This is a genomic window from Nocardia sp. NPDC050412, from assembly GCF_044458825.1.
GTDB lineage: Bacteria > Actinomycetota > Actinomycetes > Mycobacteriales > Mycobacteriaceae > Nocardia.
This window is the reverse complement of record NZ_JBITIJ010000004.1, coordinates 298977-320162: the sequence shown is the minus strand read 5'-3', so window position 1 is coordinate 320162 and position 21186 is coordinate 298977. Positions and strand designations below refer to the sequence as shown.

Annotated in this window: 19 protein-coding genes and 2 tRNA genes; 13 read left to right on the top strand and 8 right to left on the bottom strand. The window is 65.2% G+C overall.

What is annotated here, in order from left to right; all coding sequences use genetic code 11:
- Positions 1-6: 6 nt before the first annotated feature.
- Complete coding sequence (locus ACIBI6_RS12975) at positions 7-651, bottom strand: dihydrofolate reductase family protein (RefSeq protein WP_396956192.1); 645 nt, start codon at positions 649-651, stop codon at positions 7-9.
- 106 nt (positions 652-757) lie between these two features.
- Between ACIBI6_RS12975 and ACIBI6_RS12970 the strand changes: the two genes are divergently transcribed.
- The 5 genes from ACIBI6_RS12970 to ACIBI6_RS12950 all read left to right on the top strand — a co-directional run bounded on the left by ACIBI6_RS12970 (position 758) and on the right by ACIBI6_RS12950 (position 6272).
- Positions 758-1252, top strand: coding sequence for a helix-turn-helix domain-containing protein (locus tag ACIBI6_RS12970; RefSeq protein ID WP_364341870.1), 495 nt, complete (start codon positions 758-760; stop codon positions 1250-1252).
- A gap of 702 nt (positions 1253-1954) precedes the next feature.
- A complete protein-coding gene (locus tag ACIBI6_RS12965) occupies positions 1955-2137 on the top strand; it encodes a hypothetical protein (RefSeq protein WP_396956190.1) in 183 nt (60 codons plus the stop codon).
- Positions 2138-2807: 670 nt separating this feature from the next.
- Positions 2808-4406 carry a phosphoglycerate dehydrogenase gene (gene serA / locus ACIBI6_RS12960; RefSeq protein WP_396956189.1) on the top strand — a complete coding sequence of 533 codons (1599 nt, stop codon included), beginning with the start codon at positions 2808-2810 and terminating at the stop codon, positions 4404-4406.
- A 198-nt stretch (positions 4407-4604) separates the two neighbouring features.
- The gene (locus ACIBI6_RS12955; RefSeq protein ID WP_364341864.1) at positions 4605-5612 is read left to right on the top strand and encodes a 3-isopropylmalate dehydrogenase; all 1008 of its coding nucleotides are present in this window, start codon (positions 4605-4607) and stop codon (positions 5610-5612) included.
- A 78-nt stretch (positions 5613-5690) separates the two neighbouring features.
- Entirely contained in the window at positions 5691-6272 is a 582-nt protein-coding gene (locus ACIBI6_RS12950) for a Uma2 family endonuclease (RefSeq protein ID WP_396956187.1), read from the top strand.
- A gap of 355 nt (positions 6273-6627) precedes the next feature.
- Here the strand turns inward: ACIBI6_RS12950 and ACIBI6_RS12945 are convergent, their stop codons facing one another.
- Positions 6628-7809, bottom strand: a complete 1182-nt coding sequence (locus tag ACIBI6_RS12945) for an MFS transporter (RefSeq protein WP_396956185.1) — start codon at positions 7807-7809, stop codon at positions 6628-6630.
- A gap of 210 nt (positions 7810-8019) precedes the next feature.
- On the opposite strand from ACIBI6_RS12945, the gene ACIBI6_RS12940 reads away from it, so the two are divergent.
- The 4 genes from ACIBI6_RS12940 to ACIBI6_RS12925 all read left to right on the top strand — a co-directional run bounded on the left by ACIBI6_RS12940 (position 8020) and on the right by ACIBI6_RS12925 (position 10712).
- Entirely contained in the window at positions 8020-8793 is a 774-nt protein-coding gene (locus ACIBI6_RS12940; RefSeq protein WP_396956184.1) for a fumarylacetoacetate hydrolase family protein, read from the top strand.
- 13 nt (positions 8794-8806) lie between these two features.
- Positions 8807-10279 carry a glutamate--tRNA ligase gene (gene gltX / locus ACIBI6_RS12935; protein ID WP_396956182.1) on the top strand — a complete coding sequence of 491 codons (1473 nt, stop codon included), beginning with the start codon at positions 8807-8809 and terminating at the stop codon, positions 10277-10279.
- Positions 10280-10413: 134 nt separating this feature from the next.
- Positions 10414-10485: transfer RNA gene (locus ACIBI6_RS12930), tRNA-Gln, on the top strand.
- Between the two features lie 154 nt (positions 10486-10639).
- Positions 10640-10712: transfer RNA gene (locus ACIBI6_RS12925), tRNA-Glu, on the top strand.
- Positions 10713-11269: 557 nt separating this feature from the next.
- On the opposite strand, the gene ACIBI6_RS12920 is transcribed toward ACIBI6_RS12925, so the two are convergent.
- The 3 genes from ACIBI6_RS12920 to ACIBI6_RS12910 form a co-directional block, all read right to left on the bottom strand.
- The gene (locus tag ACIBI6_RS12920) at positions 11270-11464 is read right to left on the bottom strand and encodes a DUF5302 domain-containing protein (protein ID WP_364341854.1); all 195 of its coding nucleotides are present in this window, start codon (positions 11462-11464) and stop codon (positions 11270-11272) included.
- A gap of 132 nt (positions 11465-11596) precedes the next feature.
- The gene (locus tag ACIBI6_RS12915) at positions 11597-12097 is read right to left on the bottom strand and encodes a PPOX class F420-dependent oxidoreductase (RefSeq protein WP_364341852.1); all 501 of its coding nucleotides are present in this window, start codon (positions 12095-12097) and stop codon (positions 11597-11599) included.
- 35 nt (positions 12098-12132) lie between these two features.
- The gene (locus tag ACIBI6_RS12910; protein ID WP_364341850.1) at positions 12133-12834 is read right to left on the bottom strand and encodes an IclR family transcriptional regulator; all 702 of its coding nucleotides are present in this window, start codon (positions 12832-12834) and stop codon (positions 12133-12135) included.
- 151 nt (positions 12835-12985) lie between these two features.
- Between ACIBI6_RS12910 and leuC the strand changes: the two genes are divergently transcribed.
- From leuC to ACIBI6_RS12895, 3 genes are all read left to right on the top strand, one after another.
- Entirely contained in the window at positions 12986-14407 is a 1422-nt protein-coding gene (leuC, locus tag ACIBI6_RS12905) for a 3-isopropylmalate dehydratase large subunit (protein WP_364341848.1), read from the top strand.
- A gap of 153 nt (positions 14408-14560) precedes the next feature.
- On the top strand, positions 14561-15169 hold the full coding sequence (gene leuD, locus ACIBI6_RS12900) for a 3-isopropylmalate dehydratase small subunit (RefSeq protein ID WP_364341846.1): 609 nt from the start codon (positions 14561-14563) through the stop codon (positions 15167-15169).
- Between the two features lie 156 nt (positions 15170-15325).
- A complete protein-coding gene (locus ACIBI6_RS12895; protein ID WP_364341844.1) occupies positions 15326-15976 on the top strand; it encodes an HU family DNA-binding protein in 651 nt (216 codons plus the stop codon).
- A 170-nt stretch (positions 15977-16146) separates the two neighbouring features.
- On the opposite strand, the gene ACIBI6_RS12890 is transcribed toward ACIBI6_RS12895, so the two are convergent.
- From ACIBI6_RS12890 to cofC, 3 genes are all read right to left on the bottom strand, one after another.
- Positions 16147-17106: an NUDIX domain-containing protein gene (locus ACIBI6_RS12890; protein ID WP_396956181.1), complete on the bottom strand. Its 960-nt coding sequence runs from the start codon at positions 17104-17106 to the stop codon at positions 16147-16149.
- A gap of 2 nt (positions 17107-17108) precedes the next feature.
- On the bottom strand, positions 17109-19268 hold the full coding sequence (locus ACIBI6_RS12885) for an RNA degradosome polyphosphate kinase (RefSeq protein WP_364341840.1): 2160 nt from the start codon (positions 19266-19268) through the stop codon (positions 17109-17111).
- 161 nt (positions 19269-19429) lie between these two features.
- The gene (gene cofC / locus ACIBI6_RS12880; protein WP_364341838.1) at positions 19430-20122 is read right to left on the bottom strand and encodes a 2-phospho-L-lactate guanylyltransferase; all 693 of its coding nucleotides are present in this window, start codon (positions 20120-20122) and stop codon (positions 19430-19432) included.
- A gap of 43 nt (positions 20123-20165) precedes the next feature.
- Between cofC and ACIBI6_RS12875 the strand changes: the two genes are divergently transcribed.
- Complete coding sequence (locus tag ACIBI6_RS12875; RefSeq protein ID WP_364341836.1) at positions 20166-21161, top strand: NAD(P)H-dependent glycerol-3-phosphate dehydrogenase; 996 nt, start codon at positions 20166-20168, stop codon at positions 21159-21161.
- Positions 21162-21186 lie beyond the last annotated feature (25 nt).

Sequence of the window (21186 nt, the reverse complement as noted above, 5' to 3'; positions counted from 1 at the left end):
GGACATTCAGGCGCTCTTGCCGAAGGTGACATGGGTGACCGCGGGGGAGTGAACCATCGAACTGATCTCGTAGCCCGGCAGGGTGGCGAGATCGTCGTAGAGCCGCTCGCCCGCGCCGAGCAGGATCGGGACCACCGCGAGATGCATCTCGTCCACCAGACCGGCGCGCAGAAACTGCCGAATCGCCGATGAGCCGCCCGCGAGCCGCACATCCTGACCGTCCGCGGCCTTGAATGCTTGGCGCAGAACGGCTTCCGGCGTTTGGTTCACGAAATGGAACGTTGTGCCACCCTCCATCGGCAGCGACGGCCGCGCGTGGTGGGTCATCACGAAGGTGTCGTGGTGGTAGGGCGGGTTGTCGCCCCACCAACCCTTCCATTCGTGATCGGTCCACGGACCGCGGATCGGGCCGAACATGTTGCGCCCCATGATGGTTGCGCCGATGCCGGCATCGCCCGCGACCATGAAATCGTTGTCCACGCCGGTCTCGCCGGTGTTCGCGCCGTCCATCTGGTGCGCGTAGCGCGTGGCCCACACCCAATCGTGCAGCCGCAATCCGCCCTCGCCGAGCGGGTTCTCGGGTCCCTGATTCGGTCCGGCGATGTAGCCGTCGAGCGAGATCGCGATGTTGTGCACGCGCAACTTTGCCATGATGTGTCTCTTCTCTGATCTGATTGCATTTTGCAATCGCTTGTGGGCAGCCTATGCGCAACTGGTTGTAGAATGCAAGCAGAAATGTCGAGGGAAGGAGCGCCACATGCGCGACGATGGACGTTCGGGCTGCCCGATCAACGCGACCATCGAGGTGATCGGCGATCGATGGACGCTGCTGGTGCTGCGTGACGTGATGTTCGGCAATCGCCGCCACTTCCGCGAGCTGCTGGCCGGATCGGAGGAGGGGATCGCGTCCAATATTCTGTCCGACCGGCTCAAGCGCCTGGTCGCGGCCGGACTACTCAGTCGAGAGGACACTCGTCCCGGCCAGAAGGCCGAGTACCGGCTCACCGAGCCCGCGATCCAGTTGGTGCCGATCATGGCGCAATTGGGCGCATGGGGGCTGCGGCATCGCCCGACGACGAAGCGCCTGCGCGTGCGAGCGGAACTCCTCGAGGAGGGTGGACCGCAGCTGTGGGCCGAGTTCATGAACGAACTGCGTGAGTCGCACCTCGGGATTCCGCGTCCCGATCCGGACGCGCCGACCGCCACCGACCGTTTGGCCCGCGCTTACGCGGCTGCGGTCGCCGAGGTGTGACCGGCGGACCAGTGGCGCCTCGATGACATCTGTCATCGGCGAACCCGCTGAGCGGCACTGCCTGACCGAATCCGATACCGCCGCCGCGATGACGGCGTCGGCCGACACTGCCGCCATCGTGCCGGCGACACCCGCGGTGCTGATCGCCGCCGGACCCGGCTCGTTCCACTGCCATCGAGGCCGCACAACCGACCGCACCACCACCGCCGACCCTTCGTGGCGTTCCGCTGGACCCACGACCTTGTCCCGCCTGGTGCTGAGGTCCGCTCGTCGGCATCGGCATGATCGTCGCCGGCATCGGCTCGGCGGCAGTCTTTGGGTCCGGCACTGTCATGATCGCCATCGACGTGCTGTACACCGGCGTGGCCTGAGGCGGCATACGGCCGCCGGGTCTGCGCCCCGCGTATCTGCTCTCCGGGCTGATCGAGTTTCCGGCGCTGTTCTACTTCCTGGTGATCGGCTTCGACGAGCCACTACACGTCACGGCGGCGGTCATGCTGTTCCCTACGTTCCTCCTCGCAGTGTGACGCAAGCCGACCACGCCGCATTGGACGGCGCCGTCGGAATGTCCCGAGCGCCGCGCGCTCGGAGGCCGCCTGCTGGTGATCGCGACCGGGGTCGGCGTCCTCATCGCCGGATTCGGTGGCGCGCTGATGGCTACGGCGGTGGCGATCGTCGCCTCGGGCTGTGGGGTTGGCGACAGTGGCGAGGCGTGAGTGGATACTGCGCGGCACGGCTGCCGCGGGCTCGGCCAGCGCGCTGGTGATCCCCTTCTCCATCCGCTACGCCGCGTTCATTCCTCTGCTGCCCGTGTATTCAAGTAGCGCCATGCTTGCTGTCGCGTTGATCTTGGCGCGGCCGTATCTGACGTATCGCGCCGATTAATACGCTGACTCGCGATGAGGCGGCAATGCAGTCTGTTATGTACGAAGGTTGCCGGGGTTGCACCGCGTCCTATCTCGGACAGATCTCAGGCGCTGTCGAACATTCTCTCAGAGATCTCTTAGAAAACTTCTTTTGCTGATCTAATTACCGCGCGAAAAAGCGCTTCCGACCTGCGTTCATGCATATATCGCCTGATCAGTAGCGTGTTGGTCGGTTGTCCAGATCACAATGAAAAGCGATATGTAGTCTGCGTCACAATTCGCCAGAATTTCGTAACCGGATTTGTTCACGCTCCGATGTGTCATGTGTCAGCCAGTTCGACTGGATTAGTTTTCGACGAAGAGGAATTTCATGATCCCCGTTATCATCGACACCGGTTCCGCCGCCCTGAACGGCCTGTTCTCCACCGGTAGCGCTGCTCTGCACGGTATTCTCAACACCCTGTGGACGGGTTCTTTCGGCGGCTGATAGCGCTGTCTCGGTCGATCGAATCGATCGTGCCGACGCCGCCGTGACGGCGTGCGACGAGGGAAGGCCTCGCACCGTTGGTGCGGGGCCTTCCTCCATGTTGAGGCACCCGCCTACCGGGGGAGTAGGCCGCGGCGGATTCCGGCCAACTAAGCTTGGGCGCGGTAATTGCCGACCCCTTTCCTCCCAGGAGTACCCCACAGTGAGCCAAGCAGGCCGTCCTGTTGTTCTGATCGCCGACAAGCTCGCCCAGTCGACCGTCGACGCGCTCGGTGACGGTGTCGAGGTCCGCTGGGTCGACGGCCCCGACCGTCCGGCGCTGCTGGCCGCGGTGCCCGAGGCGGATGCCCTACTCGTCCGCTCGGCGACCACCGTCGACACCGAGGTGCTCGAGGCCGGGAAGAACCTGAAGATCGTCGCCCGCGCCGGCGTCGGCCTCGACAATGTCGATGTGCCCGCGGCCACCGAGCGCGGCGTCATGGTGGTCAACGCGCCCACCTCCAACATCCACACCGCCGCCGAGCACGCCGTCACGCTGCTACTGGCCGCGGCCCGCCAGATCCCGGCCGCCGATTCCACTCTGCGCGAGCGGACCTGGCAGCGCAGCAAGTTCAACGGCGTCGAGATCTTCGACAAGACCGTCGGTGTGGTCGGCCTCGGCCGCATCGGCCAGCTGTTCGCCGCGCGTCTGGCCGCCTTCGAGACCAAGGTGATCGCGTACGACCCCTACGTCTCCCCGGCCCGCGCCGCCCAGCTCGGCATCGAACTGCTGAGCCTGGACGAGCTGCTCGAGCGCGCCGACCTGATCTCGGTGCACCTGCCGAAGACCCCGGAGACCAAGGGCATCATCGGCAAGGAAGCCATCGCCAAGACCAAGCCGGGCGTCATCATCGTCAATGCCGCACGCGGTGGGCTGGTCGATGAGCAGGCGCTCGCCGACGCCATCAAGTCGGGTCACGTGCGTGCCGCCGGTCTGGATGTATTCGACACCGAGCCGTGCACCGACAGTCCGCTGTTCGACCTGCCGCAGGTCGTGGTGACCCCGCACCTGGGTGCATCCACCGCCGAGGCACAGGACCGCGCGGGCACCGATGTCGCCAAGTCCGTACTGCTGGCCCTGGCCGGTGAGTTCGTGCCGGGTGCGGTGAACGTCACCGGTGGCGCCGTCGGCGACGAGGTCGCGCCGTGGCTGGAGATCGTGCGCAAGCAGGGGCATCTGCTCGGTGCGGTGTCCAACGAGCTGCCGGTCAGCGTCGAGGTGCAGGTGCGTGGCGAGCTGGCCGCACAAGATGTTGCGGTGCTGGAGCTTTCGGCGCTGCGCGGCATCTTCTCCGCGCTGGTCGAGGACCAGGTCACCTTCGTCAACGCTCCCGCCTTGGCCAAGGACCGCGGCATTACCACCGAGGTCACCAAGGTTTCGGAGAGCCCGAGCCACCGCAGCGTCGTCGACCTGCGCGCGGTCTTCGGCGACGGCAGCACCCTGAATGTGGCGGGCACGCTGACCGAGCCGCAGCAGGTGCAGAAGATCGTCAACATCAACGGTCGCAACTACGACATGCGCGCCGAAGGTCTGAATCTGGCCGTGCTGAACTACGAGGACAAGCCGGGCGCCCTGGGCAAGATCGGCACCAAGCTCGGTGAGGCCGAGATCGACATCCTCGCCGCGCAGCTGAGCCAGGATGTCGATAAGGAGGGCGCGACCGTGGTTCTACGTGTGGCCCGCGAAGTCCCCGCCGACGTCCAGGCCGCGATCGCCGAATCCGTCGGCGCCGCCAAGATCGTCGTCGTCGACCTCTTCTGACCGCCACCGCCGCCGCGCACACCTACCCGTGCGCGGCGTCGTCACATGTGCCGCGCACGAAGTGTCGCGCCGCGCACGTGATTGCCGGACGAAACAGTGCGCGGCGTGCGGAAACCTGCGCTGCGATGCCCGGCAGCGGTGAGCGGTGCGGGGCGAAGTACGGTGGCGGTCGGCATTACTGAACGGAGCATTGGTGTTATGAAGCTTGCTGTTATCGCTGGTGATGGGATCGGGCCCGAGGTCATCGCCGAGGCGCTCAAGGTGCTCGACGTGGTGCAGCCGGGGGTCGAGAAGACCGAATACGACCTTGGCGCGCGGCGCTACCACGCGACCGGCGAGATCCTGCCGGATTCGGTACTGCCCGAGCTGAAGCAGCACGATGCGATCCTGCTCGGCGCGATCGGCGATCCGTCGGTGCCCAGCGGTGTGCTCGAGCGTGGACTGCTGCTGCGCACCCGGTTCGCGCTCGATCATCATGTGAACCTGCGTCCGTCGAAGCTGTACCCGGGTGTGACCAGTCCGCTCGCGGGCAATCCGGATATCGACTTCGTGGTCGTGCGCGAGGGCACCGAGGGCCCCTACACCGGCACCGGCGGCGCGATCCGGGTGGAGACGCCGCACGAGGTGGCCACCGAGGTGAGCACCAACACCCGCTTCGGCATCGAGCGGGTCGTGCGCTACGCCTTCGCCAAGGCGCAGGCCCGGCGCAAGCACCTCACCCTGGTGCACAAGAACAATGTGCTGACCTTCGCCGGTTCGCTGTGGCAGCGCACGGTGAATGAGGTCGCGGCGGAGTTCCCCGAGGTGCAGACCGCCTACCAGCACATCGACGCCGCCACCATCCATATGGTGAACGATCCGGGCCGCTACGATGTGATCGTCACCGACAACCTCTTCGGCGACATCATCACCGACCTCGCGGCCGCGGTCAGCGGTGGTATCGGCCTGGCGGCCAGCGGCAATATCGATGCCTCCGGCACCAACCCGAGCATGTTCGAGCCGGTCCACGGCAGCGCCCCCGATATCGCGGGTCAGTCCAAGGCCGATCCGACCGCCGCGATTCTGTCGGTGGCGTTGCTGCTCAACCATCTCGGAAATACCGAAGGCGCCGCCCGCATCGAAGCGGCGGTCGCCAAGGATCTCGCGTCGCGCACCGGTGGGGCTTCGACCGTCGAGATCGGAGATCGGATCGCCGCGGCGGTCTGACGTGTTCTGTCTGAGGCCCGCGCTCGAGCGAGTTTCGAGTGCGGGCCTTTCCGCTCCGCAGGAACACGAGGGAATCCAATGACCGAGCGTCGGGGACCGTTTACCGATGTCGATCTGCGCTGTTTGCCGAACGGCGGTAAGGGTTTCGAGCTCGAGGACGGATGGTTGATCGAGATCGTGGGCGGTGCGCGTCACGATTTCGTGGTGCAGCGGGTCGGGCGGCTCATCGATGTCGCGGCCGGTGGGGCCGCGGTGCATGTATTTATCGGCGGTGGTTGGGAAGTCAACACGCCCAGCGGCATTCGCAAGCCCGATATCGTGGTGATCCCGAGAGATGTGGCACGGGCTGCGATTATCGCCGAAACGCCCAGACTGGTTGCCGGTGCGGAGGTGCTGCTCGCCGTGGAGGTCGTCACGCCGGGCGACGGCAGCGAACGCACCGATCGGGTCAGGAAGGTTCGCGAGTACGCGGCCATCGACATTCCGCAGTACTGGATAGTCGAACATCATCCGGAGGTCCGGATCCACCGAATGCTGCTCGCGGACGGTGCCTTTAGCGCCCATCCAGTGGTGCCGGCAGGAACCGTATTCACCGCGTCGATCCGCGCCGAGCCACCGTTCCGGGTGAGTTTCGATCCAGCTGTTTTGATCGAGATCTGAACTATTCGCGCTCGGTCAGTGCGGCGCCGATCCGCGCGGCAATGCATCGAATCGACTCATGGATGACACCCGCGATAGCATCGTGGACCCGCGCCGTAGGCTCGGCGATCGGCCCGATGGCCGCCAACATCGCAGCGGGCGACCGCTGGACTGCTGTTCGACGACCGTGGCTGCCGCACTGACGGATTCGGTGACGACTGGTCCGAGCTTGCGAGGTCGGCCAATTGTTCCGCGGTGGGCCCTGCATGTGCGGTCATGATGGCGGCCCGATTGCGTCGTCGGAGTTGGCCGGCCGACGCACATCCATCGCGCTCGCACCGGCGAACCGGAACGGGCGCGAATTCCTAAGGGGCCGTTAATCGGATCGGCGGTGAACAGGGACCAGTGGAACCGCCGCCATTGCCAACACGGCGGCCAGCAGGTAGGCGGCAGGGAATCCGCTTGCGGTGATCAGCGCGCCGAAAATCGGTGGTATAGCGGCCATTGCGAGGTTCTGGCCGGTGTTCTGGATACCCAGTCCGCGTCCACTCCAGAACGGTCCGGCGGTCTCGGCGACCGCCGTGAAAGCCAAACCGTTATCGGAGACCGTGATGATCGACGCGGCGATCAGCAACGGAATCGCGGCCCACCATGCATCCGTCCACGCGGCCAAAGCCAAGGCGCCCATGGAGATTACGGCGGCGATGGCGACGGTGCGCAGCGGCCCCAGTCGGCTGCCGACGCGGTCGGACCAGGCGCCGGCGCCGATTCGTCCTAGGGCGCCGAGGAATTGGGTTCCGGTCACCAGAGCACCCGCTACGGGCAGCGACCAGCCAACGTCATTGTGCAACCACAATAATGCGAAAGTCCATACGGTCCCTTGGGGAATGCACAGCAGTACCGACACCGCATGGATGCGCCACAGGGTGGAATCGCCGCGATACGGGTTGACCCGATCCGCTGCGCGGCCCGCGGGCCGTGGCGGATCGACGATCCCGATCAGGCAGCCGAGCGCGGCGACCCCCGCCATCACCGCGGGCACCAGAATGGCCGCCGAGACACCGTGCGCGGCCGCAACGGCCGGAATGCTGAGCGCGCCGATACCGACGCCGATCGGCTGTGCGGTCTGTCGAATTCCCATTGCCAGTCCGCGTCGCTGCGGCGGGAACCACCCGACGATCACCCGGCCGCTGGCGCCATTCGTACTCGCCGCGCCGACGCCGCCAAGGAACAACAATGCGCCGAGCAGCACGTAATCGGAGACGGTAGCCGCCGCGACACCGGCACCGAACATCAGCAGCGGTCCGCTGACCAGCACCTTGTGCTCGCCGATCCGGTCCACGACATATCCCCAGGCGATCAGCGTGCACACCAACCCGACGGTCGGCATGGCCACGAGCAGGCCCGCGGTAGCCAGCGGCATGCCGTCGGCGGTCAGCGCGGGCAGTAGAAATGGCACGCCGTGGATGAAGACGGCACTGGAGGCCTGCGCGAACACGCCGAGACCGAGCATGGACCACCGTCGGATGTCGCGCATCTGCGTCACCGTCGTAGCCATCGGCCTCACCTCGAAATCTCAATATATGGGAATGAGTTCTCATTGTGTGAACATCGAGACTTACCGTACACCCGGTGAGCAACTGGATTCCGCTGTGGTTCTGTCGAACTGCTCACATCGCGGGCCGCCGAACCCGCCACCCCGTACGGTTCCGGACCGCTCGGTCGGGCGCGTTCGAGCAGGTCGAGGGCGGTCGATAGACTGCGGTGCATGCGTCTAGGTCGAATCGCCAGTCCCGATGGAGTCGCTTTCGTCAGCATCGAAGGGGAGGGGAGCCAGAGCGTCGCCAAGGAGATCGCGGAACATCCGTTCGGTACTCCGACATTCACCGGGCGGAGTTGGCCGCTGGCCGACGTGCGCCTGCTCGCGCCGATTCTGGCCAGCAAGGTGGTCTGCATCGGTAAGAACTACGCCGCGCACGCGGCCGAAATGGGTGGGGTCGCACCGGCGGATCCGGTGATCTTCATGAAGCCGAGCACCTCGATCATCGGCCCGAATGCGTCGATCGTATTGCCGCCCAGCTCATCCCAGGTGGACTACGAGGGCGAGCTGGCAATCGTCATCGGCCGTCCGTGCAAGGATGTGCCCGCCGCCCGCGCGCTCGATGTGGTGCTCGGCTACACCGTCGCCAACGATGTGACCGCGCGCGATCAGCAGAAGCACGACGGTCAGTGGACCCGGGGCAAGGGCTACGACACCTTCTGCCCGCTCGGCCCGTGGATCGAAACCTCGCTCGACCCTTCGGATCTGGAGATCGTCACCGAAGTCGACGGCGAGGTCCGCCAGCGCAGCCGCACTTCGCTTCTGCTGCATGATATTCCGAAGTTCATCGAGTGGGTGACCACGGTGATGACACTGCTGCCCGGCGATGTGCTGCTCACCGGCACCCCGGAGGGCGTCGGCCCACTGCAGGCCGGACAGAACGTCTCCGTCACCGTCGAGGGCATCGGAACCCTCACCAATCCTGTTGCCGCCAAGCGCTAGTCGAAAGAGAGCCATGACTGAAGTACGGGTCCGCTTCTGCCCGTCACCGACCGGAACGCCGCATGTCGGCCTGGTCCGGACGGCGCTGTTCAATTGGGCGTACGCCCGCCACACCGGCGGCAAGTTCGTCTTTCGCATCGAAGATACCGATGCCGCACGCGATTCCGAAGAATCCTACGGTGCGATCCTGGACGCGCTGCGCTGGCTCGGCCTCACCTGGGACGAGGGGCCGGAGGTCGGCGGGCCCTATGCCCCCTATCGGCAATCGCAGCGACGCGAGCTGCATATGGAGGTCGTGCGGAATTTGCTGGCCGCCGGTGAAGCCTACGAATCCTTTTCGACGGCCGAGGAAGTCGAAGAGCGCCATCGCGCCGCGGGCCGGGATCCGAAACTCGGCTACGACAACTATGACCGCGATCTCACCCCCGGGGAGATCGCGGCCCATCGTGCCGCCGGACGCCCGGCGGTAATCCGACTCCGAATGCCCGATGAAGACATCACCTGGCACGATCTCGTGCGCGGCGAAACCACCTTCAAAGCCGGTACCGTGCCCGATTTCGCACTCACTCGCGGTAATGGCGATCCGCTCTATACGCTGGTTAACCCGGTCGACGACGCATTGATGAAGATCACCCATGTGTTGCGCGGTGAGGACATTCTCTCGTCCACTCCCCGTCAAATCGCGCTCTATGCGGCTATGCGCCGGATCGGCGTCGCCGAGTTCACTCCCGAGTTCGGTCATCTGCCGTTCGTGATGGGGCAGGGCAACAAGAAGTTGTCCAAGCGCGATCCGGAGTCGAATCTGTTCGTCCATCGGGATAGGGGATTCATCCCGGAGGGTTTGCTGAATTACCTGGCGCTACTCGGCTGGGGCATCGCGGATGATCGCGATGTTTTCTCGATGGCAGAGATGGTGGCAGCCTTCGATATCTCGAAGGTGAATTCGAATCCGGCCCGTTTCGATCAGAAGAAGGCCGACGCACTCAACGCCGAACACATCCGATTGCTGGAGCCGGGTGATTTCACGCACCGCTTGCGTGAGTTCCTCACCGAACACGGCCACATCGGCGCCGACATCGACGACAAGTTGTTCGCCGCGGCCGCCGAACTGGTGCAGACCCGGATCGTGGTGTTGTCCGACGCATGGGATCTGCTGCGTTTCTTGTTGGCGCCCGCGGAACAGTTCGCGATTGATCCTGCGGCGGGGTCGAAGAATCTCGGTTCCGAAGCGACGCCGGTATTGGATGCCGCCATTGCCGCGCTCGAGCCGCTGCCGGCCTGGACCACCCCCACTATCGAGGATGCGCTCAAAACGGCGCTCATCGATGATCTGGGGCTCAAACCGCGCAAGGCGTTCGCACCAGTGCGAGTGGCAGTGACGGGTTCGCATATCAGCCCGCCGCTGTACGAATCGCTGGAGCTGCTCGGCCGCGAGACGAGCCTGGCTCGACTGCGCTCGGCGCGGGACTGGACGGCACCGGCCTGAAAATCTGTCTCTGACCAAAAAACAGGGCGTTGAACAGGCGATTTGTAGTAAACCGTATGCGGTTTGGTACTCTACTTCTCGGCTCGGAACAGGGCCTCGGGTCAGCCGGACACGAGGTCGAACGTCCTGGTCATTGGGGTATGGTGTAATTGGCAACACAGCTGATTCTGGTTCAGCCATTCTAGGTTCGAGTCCTGGTACCCCAGCGGAAATGTTGTTCTCCTCTCGGCGCGCGACCGAAAGTTGTTCAGCATCCGGCGATTTGGTCGCCGAGCTCCGGTCGGCTAAGCTAACCGAGCTTCCACTGATCGAAAGATCAACCGGAAAGATCACCCACTGAAATGTGGGAGATCCAGTCCTGGCCCCGTCGTCTAGCGGCCTAGGACGCCGCCCTCTCAAGGCGGTAGCGCGGGTTCGAATCCCGTCGGGGCTACGCAGAATGGGAGGCCCATGCTCATGGAGAGCATGGGCCTTTTTCTGCTTCGCATTGTCTTGTGGGGGTGAAACCCCCACACCCCCACCCGGAGGGCTTTGCCCCCGGACCCCCGAGTTCGGCCGGAGGCTTCGCCCCGGAACAGCAGGTCATGGGTGTCATTTGGGTGGGTGGGGGTCTGTTTCCTCGCTGCTGCTGGGGGCGTTTGTCGCGGTGGTGGGGAGTGGGATCATCAGGTTGTTGTGAGTGGGAGCCGATGTCCCTAGCCAGAGGGCTGCGCTCCTAGGGCACTTACTCGGGACGGTGGTGCGCCCGGGATAACGTCAGCTCAGGGTGCCGTTATCCGGGAGGCGGTTGGTTGCCGCTTGGGGCTTGCGCCTCCTGGACGGCTGGCTCGGGATGGCGCTGCTTGGTCGGGGCTGGGCCGGCATTGTGCCGTTGAGCAGGTGACCCGAGTTCCTTGTGATCCGCCGGAGTTGGGGTCTCGACAGGGCCGCGATACACAAGAGGCCCTCCAGCGGTCCGCTGGAGGGCCTCTTGCGTATCGGTTGGGCTTCCTATCCGCTCTTGCGGCGGAATTCCCGCTTATGGCTCGCGTTGCCTTGGGCGGAGGTGGCCTTGGAGCGGCCGTCGAGGTGGTCGTTCGACTTGGCGTGGTGCTGGTTTTTGCGCTCCAGGGCTTCCTTGAACTTGCGTTTTACCTCTTCGGTGCTTGGTGCCGCCTTGCCGTTGGAACTTTCTGCTTCCGCCATGTCTGCTCCTCGTCGTCGCGGCCGGGTGGCGCGCGCCACGGGGCGTCGCCGCGCTGCCGATTCGGGTCGAACAGGGTTGACGCTACTGTGCCGCACCCGGCGTGTCAGGCGGATTTTGTCCGCGTGGCGCGATCAGTCGAGGGGTTGGGCGGTGGTGCCGCCTACCGGGAGTTGGGGGAGGCCGAGTTTGCGGTGGTCCCAGCTGCGCAGGCGATCTGGGATAACGCGGACCGCTATGCGCTTGTTGAGCATCTGCTCGACGAGCGGGCGGACCTCTTCGCTGTAGGGGCCGGTGTAGCGCTCCCAAACGCTCACGCCGACGGCGAAGAGCTTGTCCGCATCATCGATGATCTCGGCGTGGCCTTCGATCGAGACGCCGCGCAGCTGGTCGTAGGTCTGGCCCGCCTCGACCATGCAGGTTACGCGGGGGTCGCGGCGTAGGTTCACCGCTTTTTGCGATTTGGCTTTGGTCTCGAACCAGATCTCGCCGTCGATCAGGGCGTACCACATCGCGGTCAGATGCGGTGCACCGTTCGGGCCGATGGTGGCCAGCGTCGCGATGCGGCTGCGCTCCAGGAATTCGGAAATCTCGGCGTCGGACATGACGATCTGTGCCCGTTGGTTTACTCCCATGCGCACCAACTTTAGAGGGTCGAAACTAGAACGCGTTACAGTCGCTTGTGAAGTGCGTCAGCGGCGGCGACCAGGTCGGCCGCCCAGCGCGCGCCCGGCCTGCGGCCCATGCGATCGATCGGTCCGGATACCGAGACGGCCGCGATGACGTGGCCCGCAGCGTCGCGCACTGGTGCGGAGACGCTGGCCACACCGCTGGCCCGCTCGGCGGCGCTCTGGGCCCAGCCGCGCTTGCGGACCTCGGCCAGTGCCCGCTCGCCGAATACCGCGTCGGCCAGGATGATGCGCTGCAGTTCCGGATCTGCCCAGGCGACCAGCACCTTGGCCGCCGAGCCCGCGGTGAGCGGCAGTCGCGCCCCGATCGGCACGGTGTCGCGCAGGCCGACTGGCGGTTCGAGGGCCGCGATGCAGACCCGCGCATTGCCGTCCCGGCAGTAGATCTGAACGCTCTCGCCGGTGATCTCGCGCAGGCGGGGGAGAATGGCCGTAGCCGCCTCGTGCAGTGGATCGGTGGCCCCGGCAGCGAGTTCGGCCAGGGCGGGTCCGGGCCGCCACAGGCCGTTGTTGTCGCGGGACAGCAGCCGGTGCACCTCGAGCCCGACGGCTAGGCGATGGGCGGTGGCCCGGGGCAGGCCGGTGCGGGTGCACAGTTCGTTGAGACCGCATGGGTGCTCGGCGACGGCATATAACACTGACACCGCTTTATCGAGGACGCCGATACCGCTATGCTGTCTCATAGAACGATATTAGCGTCTCGGATACTGAGAAAGCCATTTTAGTGGACTGCTCGCTCCGGACGCGTCGGAAACAGTCGAAAACTTGTGCAGCCGTGAGCGCGTCTCAGCCCGGATCGCGTACCCCGGTTGCTCGTCGGAAAGGTGATCGAGAATGGCCGAGCGTCGCACACTGGCCGAGAAGGTGTGGGAGCAGCATGTCGTCGCCCGCGGACAGGGCGAGGGCGCCTCGCGGGAGCCCGATCTGATCTACATCGATCTGCACCTCGTACACGAGGTGACCAGCCCGCAGGCCTTCGACGGACTTCGCGCCGCGGGGCGTCCGGTGCGCCGTCCCGATCTCACCATCGCGACCGAGGACCACAACGTCCCGACGATCGATATCGATAAGCCGATCGCGGACCCTATTTCGCGCACCCAGGTCGAGACGCTGCGCCGCAATTGCGCGGAATTCGGTGTGCGACTGCACCCGATGGGGGATCTGGATCAGGGCATCGTGCACGTCGTCGGGCCGCAATTGGGTTTGACCCAGCCCGGAATGACGGTGGTGTGCGGCGATAGCCACACCTCCACGCACGGCGCGTTCGGCGCGCTGGCCATGGGCATCGGTACCAGCGAGGTCGAGCACGTCCTTGCCACGCAGACACTCTCGCTGCGCCCGTTCAAGACCATGGCGATCACCGTGGACGGCCAATTGCCGCCCGGTGTGACGAGCAAGGACCTGATTCTGGCGGTCATCGCCCAGATCGGTACCGGCGGTGGTCAGGGTTATGTGCTCGAGTATCGCGGCGAGGCCATTCGCGCCATGTCCATGGAGGCGCGAATGACGATCTGCAACATGTCGATCGAGGCGGGCGCGCGGGCCGGCATGATCGCTGCTGACGAAACCACCTATGAATTCCTCAAAGGCCGCCCGCACGCGCCGCAGGGAGCCGACTGGGATGCCGCAGTGGCCGCCTGGGATGCGCTCGCGACCGATGAGGGGGCGGTTTTCGACGCTGAGGTGCACATCGACGCCGCCTCGCTGACCCCGTTCGTCACCTGGGGTACCAACCCGGGGCAGGGTGCGCCACTGGGTGCGCAGGTACCCGATCCCGCGCAGATTACCGACGAGACGGCGCGCGAGTCCGCGGAGAAAGCGTTGCGATACATGGATTTGGAGCCGGGTACTCCGCTTCGTGATGTATCGGTCGACGCCGTATTCGTCGGTTCGTGCACCAACGGACGCATCGAGGATTTGCGTGCGGTCGCCGGGATTTTGAAGGGACGCCGCGTCGCCGACGGGGTGCGAATGTTGGTTGTACCGGGATCTATGCGGGTGCGCGCTCAGGCGGAAAAAGAAGGATTGGGCGAGATTTTCACCGCGGCGGGCGCCGAATGGCGTCAGGCGGGCTGCTCGATGTGCTTGGGAATGAATCCCGATCAGCTCGCGCCGGGTCAGCGTTGTGCTTCGACTTCGAACCGTAACTTCGAGGGTCGGCAGGGCAAAGGTGGCCGTACACACCTGGTTTCCCCGCTCGTAGCGGCCGCTACGGCAGTCCGCGGCACCCTGTCCTCGCCTACGGATCTGGACTGATCGGCGCGCGGACGCCGTTGTGTCCGCGCCGATTCGTTCTGCTGGCGGCCAGCGACTGCTTGCGGGTCGCTCGAAACAGCGCCGCTAGTGACTGCTTGCAAGTCACTCGAAACAGCCAGCCCAAATCGTCTAATGACCCAGGAGAATCAGCAAATGGAAGCCTTCACTGTGCACAAGGGGATCGGAGTGCCGCTGCGCCGATCCAATGTCGACACCGATCAGATCATTCCGGCCGTGTACCTGAAGCGGGTGACGCGAACGGGATTCGAGGACGGACTGTTCGCAGCATGGCGATCGGATCCGGACTTCATTCTGAACACCGAACCGTATAACCGTGGCAGTGTGCTGGTGGCCGGCCCGGACTTCGGTACCGGATCCTCCCGCGAGCACGCTGTATGGGCGCTGTCGGACTACGGCTTTCGAGTCGTCATCTCCGCGCGCTTCGCTGACATCTTCCGCGGCAATGCGGGTAAGGGTGGACTGTTGGCCGCGCAGATGTCACAGAACGATGTCGAAATGCTCTGGAAGTTGCTCGAGGAACAGCCCGGTCTCGAATTGGTAGTAGACCTCGAGGCGCGCACGGTGACGGCCGGAACCGTCGTGTTGCCGTTCGATATTGATGACTACACGCGGTGGCGTCTGCTCGAAGGATTGGACGACATCGGGCTGACACTACGGCGTAGTGACGTCATCGGCGAGTTCGAAAAGGCAAGGCCAAGTTGGAAACCCACAACCCTTCCGGCGCATATTTCGCAGGTGTAATCGCCCGGTAGCGATAGCTGAGTTAGCCTTGGGGTGGTAGCTGGACGTGTGCTAAACCACATGAATTTTGGCGTGGCACATAGACTCTTGCTCAAAGTGGGTTTACCGTGGTACCTAGTCGGTCCGACGACGGGCCATTAGTCTGCGGAGGATTCAATGAACAAGGCGGAACTGATCGACGTTCTGACCGAAAAGTTGGGTACGGACAGGCGCACGGCCACCGCGGCAGTCGAGCACGTGGTCGACACCATCGTGCGCGCGGTGCACAAGGGTCAGAGCGTCACAATCACCGGATTCGGTGTGTTCGAACAGCGTAAGCGTGCGGCTCGCGTCGCGCGGAACCCGCGTACCGGTGAAACCGTGAAGGTGAAGCCCACTTCGGTGCCAGCGTTCCGTCCGGGCGCGCAGTTCAAAGCCGTAATTGCGGGTAAGCAGAAGCTGACCGCGAGCGGCCCTGCGGTAAAGCGCGGCGCGAATGCACCGGTGGCAGCCAAGAAGGCGGCCGCAAAGAAGACGGCGGCGAAGAAGGCCGCCGCCAAGAAGACGACCGCCACCAAGGCGCCCGCGAAGAAGACGGCGGCCAAGAAGGCCCCGGCAAAGACGACGGCGCGCAAGGCAACTGCCACCAAGACTGCCGCGAAGAAGGCACCCGCCAAGAAGACCGTCGCCAAGAAGGCGACAGCGGCCAAGAAGTCGACTACGGCGGCCAAGAAGACCACCACCACCGCCGCCAAGAAGACGGTCGCGAAGAAGGCACCCGCGAAGAAGTCTGCGGCCAAGAAGGCTCCGGCTCGCCGCGCGCGCTGACGCTGACGCTGAAGGTGCAGTGCCGCCGAGTGATTCGGCTCCGCTAGGCGGAATCACCGGCATAACCGACTCGAAACGGCCCCGAGGTTCGCCCCGGGGCCGTTTCGGCTGTCCACGTCTGGATTTGGTCCGCAGAAGCGACCGTATGACGGTTGTGGTCCCTGCGGGCGTCAGGACTTGACGATGGCGTCCGAGAGTGACCGGTCGAGGTGGTCGGCGGCGACCAGTCGACCCGAGGCGAACGACAGCACCCACACACTGCCCTTGCGGTTGCGCGCGGACGGCAGCGTGATGCCATCCCGATCGGCCCACCAGCGCAGCAGATCGGGAATCACCTTGCCCTGACTGCACAGAACGCGCACCGCACGATCGGACACAAGAGCAACGGCGCGCTGTCGAGCCTTGTCCGGCGCTGCGGCATAAGCGGTTTCGGAAAAATCCGGTTCGATGTTGATGAGTGCGCCGAGTTTCTCGGCCAGCGGTTGCACCGTCTGGACGCAGCGCTCCGGATCGGCCGAATAGATCTCAGATGCACCGAATGCCAGTAGATTCGGGACCAACGCGTCGGCTTGGGCCCGACCGGCCCGCTCCAGCGGGCGCTGCTCGTCCGGACCGTCGAATCGGTCCCTGCTGCCCGCTTTGGCATGCCGCACTACAAGCAGCGTGCTGGTGGCGGCGGGCAGGCGGGTGAAGGCGCGCATCACCTGTCGGTCCATCGGATACGACAATTGGTCCATCACCCGGTCCAAGGTGTGCCAGGACAGCACATCGACCTCGGAATTGGCACTGAATTCACCGCCGCAAACCTCGGCGGCCCAATAGTCGACCCGCTTGAGTTTCCGATGCCCCGGAATCGGATAGGTGACGTGCCCGAGGTAGCGACCGAGCCGGCAGTCGAGGCCGGTTTCCTCACGGACCTCACGCACAGCGGCGAGCACCGGCGTCTCGCCCGGATCGAGTTTGCCTTTCGGCAGCGACCAATCCTGGTACTTGGGACGGTGCACCACGGCGATCTCGATGCCACCGGAGTCAGTGGCCGCTCTGCGCCACAGCACCGCACCCGCGGCGTGAATGTTGGCTGTTACCCGGGGATCCCAGAACGGTCCCCCGTCCATTTCGTATCCCGTCATACTCACTGCTGATCCGGTCTCCGCACTCGCATCATGAATTGCTGGTGGTCTCGCACCTCGACGCCGTCGCGTTCGGCGCCGTCGGGCGAGGCATGCCAGCTGCCGTCGGCTTGGAGTACCCAGCAGCGGGTCGTCGGATACAGCGCCGAGTCGAATACCGAGCCCAACTGCTCGCACAGCTTCGGATCCTTCACCTGCGCCATGACTTCCACGCGCCGGTCCAGATTCCGGTGCATCATGTCGGCGCTGCCGATCCAGTATTGGTCTTGGGCCTGGAAGTGCATGATCCGCGAATGTTCCAGGAAGCGTCCGAGAATCGAGCGCACCTCGATGTTCTCGCTCATTCCCTCGACACCGGGTCGCAGACCGCAGATGCCGCGCACCACGATCTGCACCGGTACACCGGCCTGAGAAGCTCGGTAGAGCGCGTCGATGACTTGCTCGTCGACAATTGCATTGGCCTTCATCCGGATTCGGGCCGGGATGCCCTGCTGCGCCAGCTCGATCTCGCGCTGGATCCGTTCGATGATTCCGGCGCGCACACCCTGCGGTGCGACAAGCAGGTTGCGGTAGTTGGCCTTTCGCGAGTAACCGGTCAGCGAATTGAACAGATCGGTCAGGTCGGCACCGATTTCGGGTGCGGCGGTGAGTAACCCGACGTCCTCGTAGAGACGCGCGGTCTTCGGGTTGTAGTTGCCGGTGCCGATGTGGCAGTAGCGGCGGATGGTCGAACCCTCGCGGCGCACCACCAAGCAGGTCTTGCAGTGCGTCTTGAGTCCGATGAGGCCGTAGACCACATGCACGCCCGCCTGCTCCAGCGCGCGGGCCCATTTGATATTGGCCTGTTCGTCGAAGCGGGCCTTGATCTCGACCAGCGCGACGACCTGTTTACCGGCCTCGGCCGCGTCGATGAGCGCGTTCACAATCGGGGAGTCACCGGAAGTGCGGTACAGGGTCTGCTTGATCGCCAGCACCTGCGGGTCGGCGGCGGCCTGTTCGATGAAGCGCTGCACGCTGGTGGAAAAGGAGTCGTAGGGGTGGTGCACCAGCACATCGCCCTCGCGCAGTGCCTGGAAGACATTGCGCGGTGTTTCGCGCTCGCCGAACGCGGGCGGCGTCGCGGGCACATACGGTGCGTCCTTGAGATTGGGCCGGTCCACGCCGCACACCTGCCACAGGCAGGACAGGTCGAGCAGCCCGGGCACCTGGATCACATCGCCGGGATCGACCTCGAGCTCGCGCAACAGCAGATCGAGCATGTGCTCGGTCATATCGTCGGAGACCTCTAGTCGAACCGGCGAACCGAAGCGTCGACGGGCGAGTTCGCGCTCGAGCGCCTGCAGCAGATCCTCGTCGCGATCCTCGTCGACCTCGAAATCGGCATTGCGGGTGATTCGGAACGAGTGGTGTTCGACCACCTTCATACCCGGGAACAGCAGATCGAGGTGCGCGGCAATCAGTTCTTCCATCGGCAGGAAGGCCGCGACCGGGGAGCCGGAGTCGGTGCGCCGCACCCGAATGAAGCGGTCGACGTTGTCGGGCACCTTGACGCGGGCGAAATGCTCGCCGCCGGTGGAGGCATCCTTCACCGTCACCGCGAGGTTGAGACTCAGGCCGCTGATGTAGGGGAACGGGTGCGCCGGATCCACCGCGAGCGGGGTGAGTACCGGAAAGACCTGATCCTGAAAGTAGGCCGAGAGGCGTTGGCGCTCATCGTCATCCAGATCGGACCAGACGATGACCGCGATGCCCTCCGCGGTCAGCGCGGGCAGTACCGAGTCGAGGAAGACGCGAGCATGCCGGTCGGCGATCTCCTGGGCGCGCGCCGTGATCAGCTCCAATTGTTCGGTGGGCGAGCGGCCGTCGGCCGAACGCACCGAAAGCCCGGTCTCCGCACGGCGTTTGAGGCCGGCGACGCGGACCATATAGAACTCGTCCAGATTGGAGGCGAAGATCGCCAGGAACTTCGCGCGCTCCAACAATGGCAGCGACGCGTCCTCGGCAAGCGCGAGCACTCGGGTGTTGAAGTCGAGCCAACTGAGTTCGCGGTTCAGGTAGCGATCACGTGGCAACCGTTGCGCGCCGGCATCCTCGGCCGGCGGTGTCGCGGCGGGCAGTGCGGCCGGCAGCACTTGTTGTTTGACGGTTTCGATATCGCTCATGCCCGCGCCTCGCTGGCACGCGGCACCGACATGCGCGACGCACGCTGGTTCCGGAATCGCTTGCTTCGCTCACTCACGACAACGATCATCCCCTACGAAGCGGGCCATGTGCAGCCCGACAGCATCTTTGCCGTGCGTATCACCCCGGATGTGGCGACCGGCTAGCACACCCGGCGTACCCGCTCGTGAATGCGAATCGGCCAACCGATGTCGTGCAGGACAGCACTTGTCGAATCGCCCGCGCCGAGTTCGACGGCACGGTCCAGATCGTCGGCGGTATCGACGTCGAGCCGCAATCCGGGCCAGTCACCGGGAAGGTCGACCGCGCCCGCGGCGATATGCCGACGCGCCGAGTCGGGACCGAAACGCGGATCCAGCGGGGCGACGGTATCGCGGAGCAAAAGCGCGGCCGTGCCGCTGCCCGTGTGGTCGACAACGACCGACCGGACGCCCACCGGCGCGGCGGTGAGCATGGCCGAGAGTTCGTCGGGGCGCAACGCGGGCAGATCCGCTTGCAGGGCCAGCAGTTCGATCGGACCGTGCCGGTGCCGCAATGCGGTGGCAGCGTCGGTGAGTGCGGTATTCAGGCCGTCTGGATCTGTCGCATCGATCACCTCGCGGCGAGGTTCGGGATGGACCACCGCGCCGAGCGTGCGCGCCAGCTCGGTGACGACCGGATCCGGGGTCACCACGGTGACCGACGCGATCCGCGGAACCGCGACGGCGGCGGCGACGGTGTCGGCGAGCATCGCGAGCACCAACCGGGCCCGATTTTCCGGGCGCAGCCGATCGGCCAGGCGGCTCTTGGCCTTATCGAGGCTCTTCACCGCGATCACGGCGTGCAACGCATGCATGGTGTTGATCCTTCCATGAGTGGTTCCGTGGCATATTGGGCAGATGACGAGGGCGGCAGTGCTGGGCGCGGGATCATGGGGGACGGCGTTCGCGAAGGTGTTGGCGGACGCGGGAACCGACGTCACGATCTGGGCCAGGCGGCCCGAGGTGGCCAAGGCCCTGGCCACCGAACATCGCAATCCGTTCTATCTGCCCGATGTGCAACTACCCAGCGTGGCGGCTACTCACGATCACGCCGAGGCGCTCGACGGCGCCGATATCGTCGTGCTCGCGGTCCCGTCCCAATCCCTGCGCGCGAACCTCGAAACGTGGCGGGACTCGATCGGACCGGATGCCGCGCTGCTGAGCCTGGCCAAGGGCATCGAGACCGGAACGCTGCTGCGGATGAGCCAGGTCATCGGTGCGGTCACCGGTGCCGATGAGAGCCGCATCGCGGTGCTGTCCGGCCCGAATCTGGCCAAGGAGATCGCGGCCGAGCAACCCGCGGCCACCGTGATCGCGTGCAGTGACGCCGCGCGGGCGGTCGCGCTGCAGCAGGCCTGCGCCAACGGCTACTTCCGGCCCTACACCAATACCGATGTGATCGGCTGCGAGATCGGCGGCGCCTGCAAGAACGTTATCGCGCTGGCCTGCGGAATCGCCTCGGGGATGGGGTTGGGCGACAACTCGATTGCCAGCCTGATCACCCGCGGGCTGGCCGAGATCATCCGGCTCGGGGTCGCGCTCGGCGCGGAGCCGGTCACGTTGGCGGGACTGGCCGGGGTCGGCGATCTGGTCGCCACCTGTACTTCGCCGCTGTCGCGCAACCGGTCGTTCGGGCATGTGCTCGGGGCGGGCGGGTCCATGGAGGCGGCTCAGGAGGCCACCCATGGTCAGGTCGCCGAGGGTGTGAAGTCGTGCACATCGGTTCGGGCGCTCGCCGCGGCGCACGATGTCGAGATGCCGCTCACTACGTCGGTGCACCAGGTATGCCATGAGGGCCTTTCGGTGCGCGAGGCGGTCGACAATCTGCTGGGTCGGCGGATCAAACCGGAATAGGGGCGAATGCGGGCGCTAGGTTGGT

Excerpts from the sequence above, each read along its gene's own strand:
- ACIBI6_RS12975 (WP_396956192.1), bottom strand. The coding sequence starts at position 651 with ATGGCAAAGTTGCGCGTGCACAACATCGCGATCTCGCTCGACGGCTAC.
- ACIBI6_RS12970 (WP_364341870.1), top strand. The coding sequence starts at position 758 with ATGCGCGACGATGGACGTTCGGGCTGCCCGATCAACGCGACCATCGAG.
- ACIBI6_RS12955 (WP_364341864.1), top strand. The coding sequence starts at position 4,605 with ATGAAGCTTGCTGTTATCGCTGGTGATGGGATCGGGCCCGAGGTCATC.
- ACIBI6_RS12950 (WP_396956187.1), top strand. The coding sequence starts at position 5,691 with ATGACCGAGCGTCGGGGACCGTTTACCGATGTCGATCTGCGCTGTTTG.
- ACIBI6_RS12945 (WP_396956185.1), bottom strand. The coding sequence starts at position 7,809 with ATGGCTACGACGGTGACGCAGATGCGCGACATCCGACGGTGGTCCATG.
- ACIBI6_RS12940 (WP_396956184.1), top strand. The coding sequence starts at position 8,020 with ATGCGTCTAGGTCGAATCGCCAGTCCCGATGGAGTCGCTTTCGTCAGC.
- gltX (WP_396956182.1), top strand. The coding sequence starts at position 8,807 with ATGACTGAAGTACGGGTCCGCTTCTGCCCGTCACCGACCGGAACGCCG.
- ACIBI6_RS12920 (WP_364341854.1), bottom strand. The coding sequence starts at position 11,464 with ATGGCGGAAGCAGAAAGTTCCAACGGCAAGGCGGCACCAAGCACCGAA.
- ACIBI6_RS12915 (WP_364341852.1), bottom strand. The coding sequence starts at position 12,097 with ATGGGAGTAAACCAACGGGCACAGATCGTCATGTCCGACGCCGAGATT.
- ACIBI6_RS12910 (WP_364341850.1), bottom strand. The coding sequence starts at position 12,834 with ATGAGACAGCATAGCGGTATCGGCGTCCTCGATAAAGCGGTGTCAGTG.
- leuC (WP_364341848.1), top strand. The coding sequence starts at position 12,986 with ATGGCCGAGCGTCGCACACTGGCCGAGAAGGTGTGGGAGCAGCATGTC.
- leuD (WP_364341846.1), top strand. The coding sequence starts at position 14,561 with ATGGAAGCCTTCACTGTGCACAAGGGGATCGGAGTGCCGCTGCGCCGA.
- ACIBI6_RS12895 (WP_364341844.1), top strand. The coding sequence starts at position 15,326 with ATGAACAAGGCGGAACTGATCGACGTTCTGACCGAAAAGTTGGGTACG.
- ACIBI6_RS12890 (WP_396956181.1), bottom strand. The coding sequence starts at position 17,106 with ATGACGGGATACGAAATGGACGGGGGACCGTTCTGGGATCCCCGGGTA.
- ACIBI6_RS12885 (WP_364341840.1), bottom strand. The coding sequence starts at position 19,268 with ATGAGCGATATCGAAACCGTCAAACAACAAGTGCTGCCGGCCGCACTG.
- cofC (WP_364341838.1), bottom strand. The coding sequence starts at position 20,122 with ATGCATGCGTTGCACGCCGTGATCGCGGTGAAGAGCCTCGATAAGGCC.
- ACIBI6_RS12875 (WP_364341836.1), top strand. The coding sequence starts at position 20,166 with ATGACGAGGGCGGCAGTGCTGGGCGCGGGATCATGGGGGACGGCGTTC.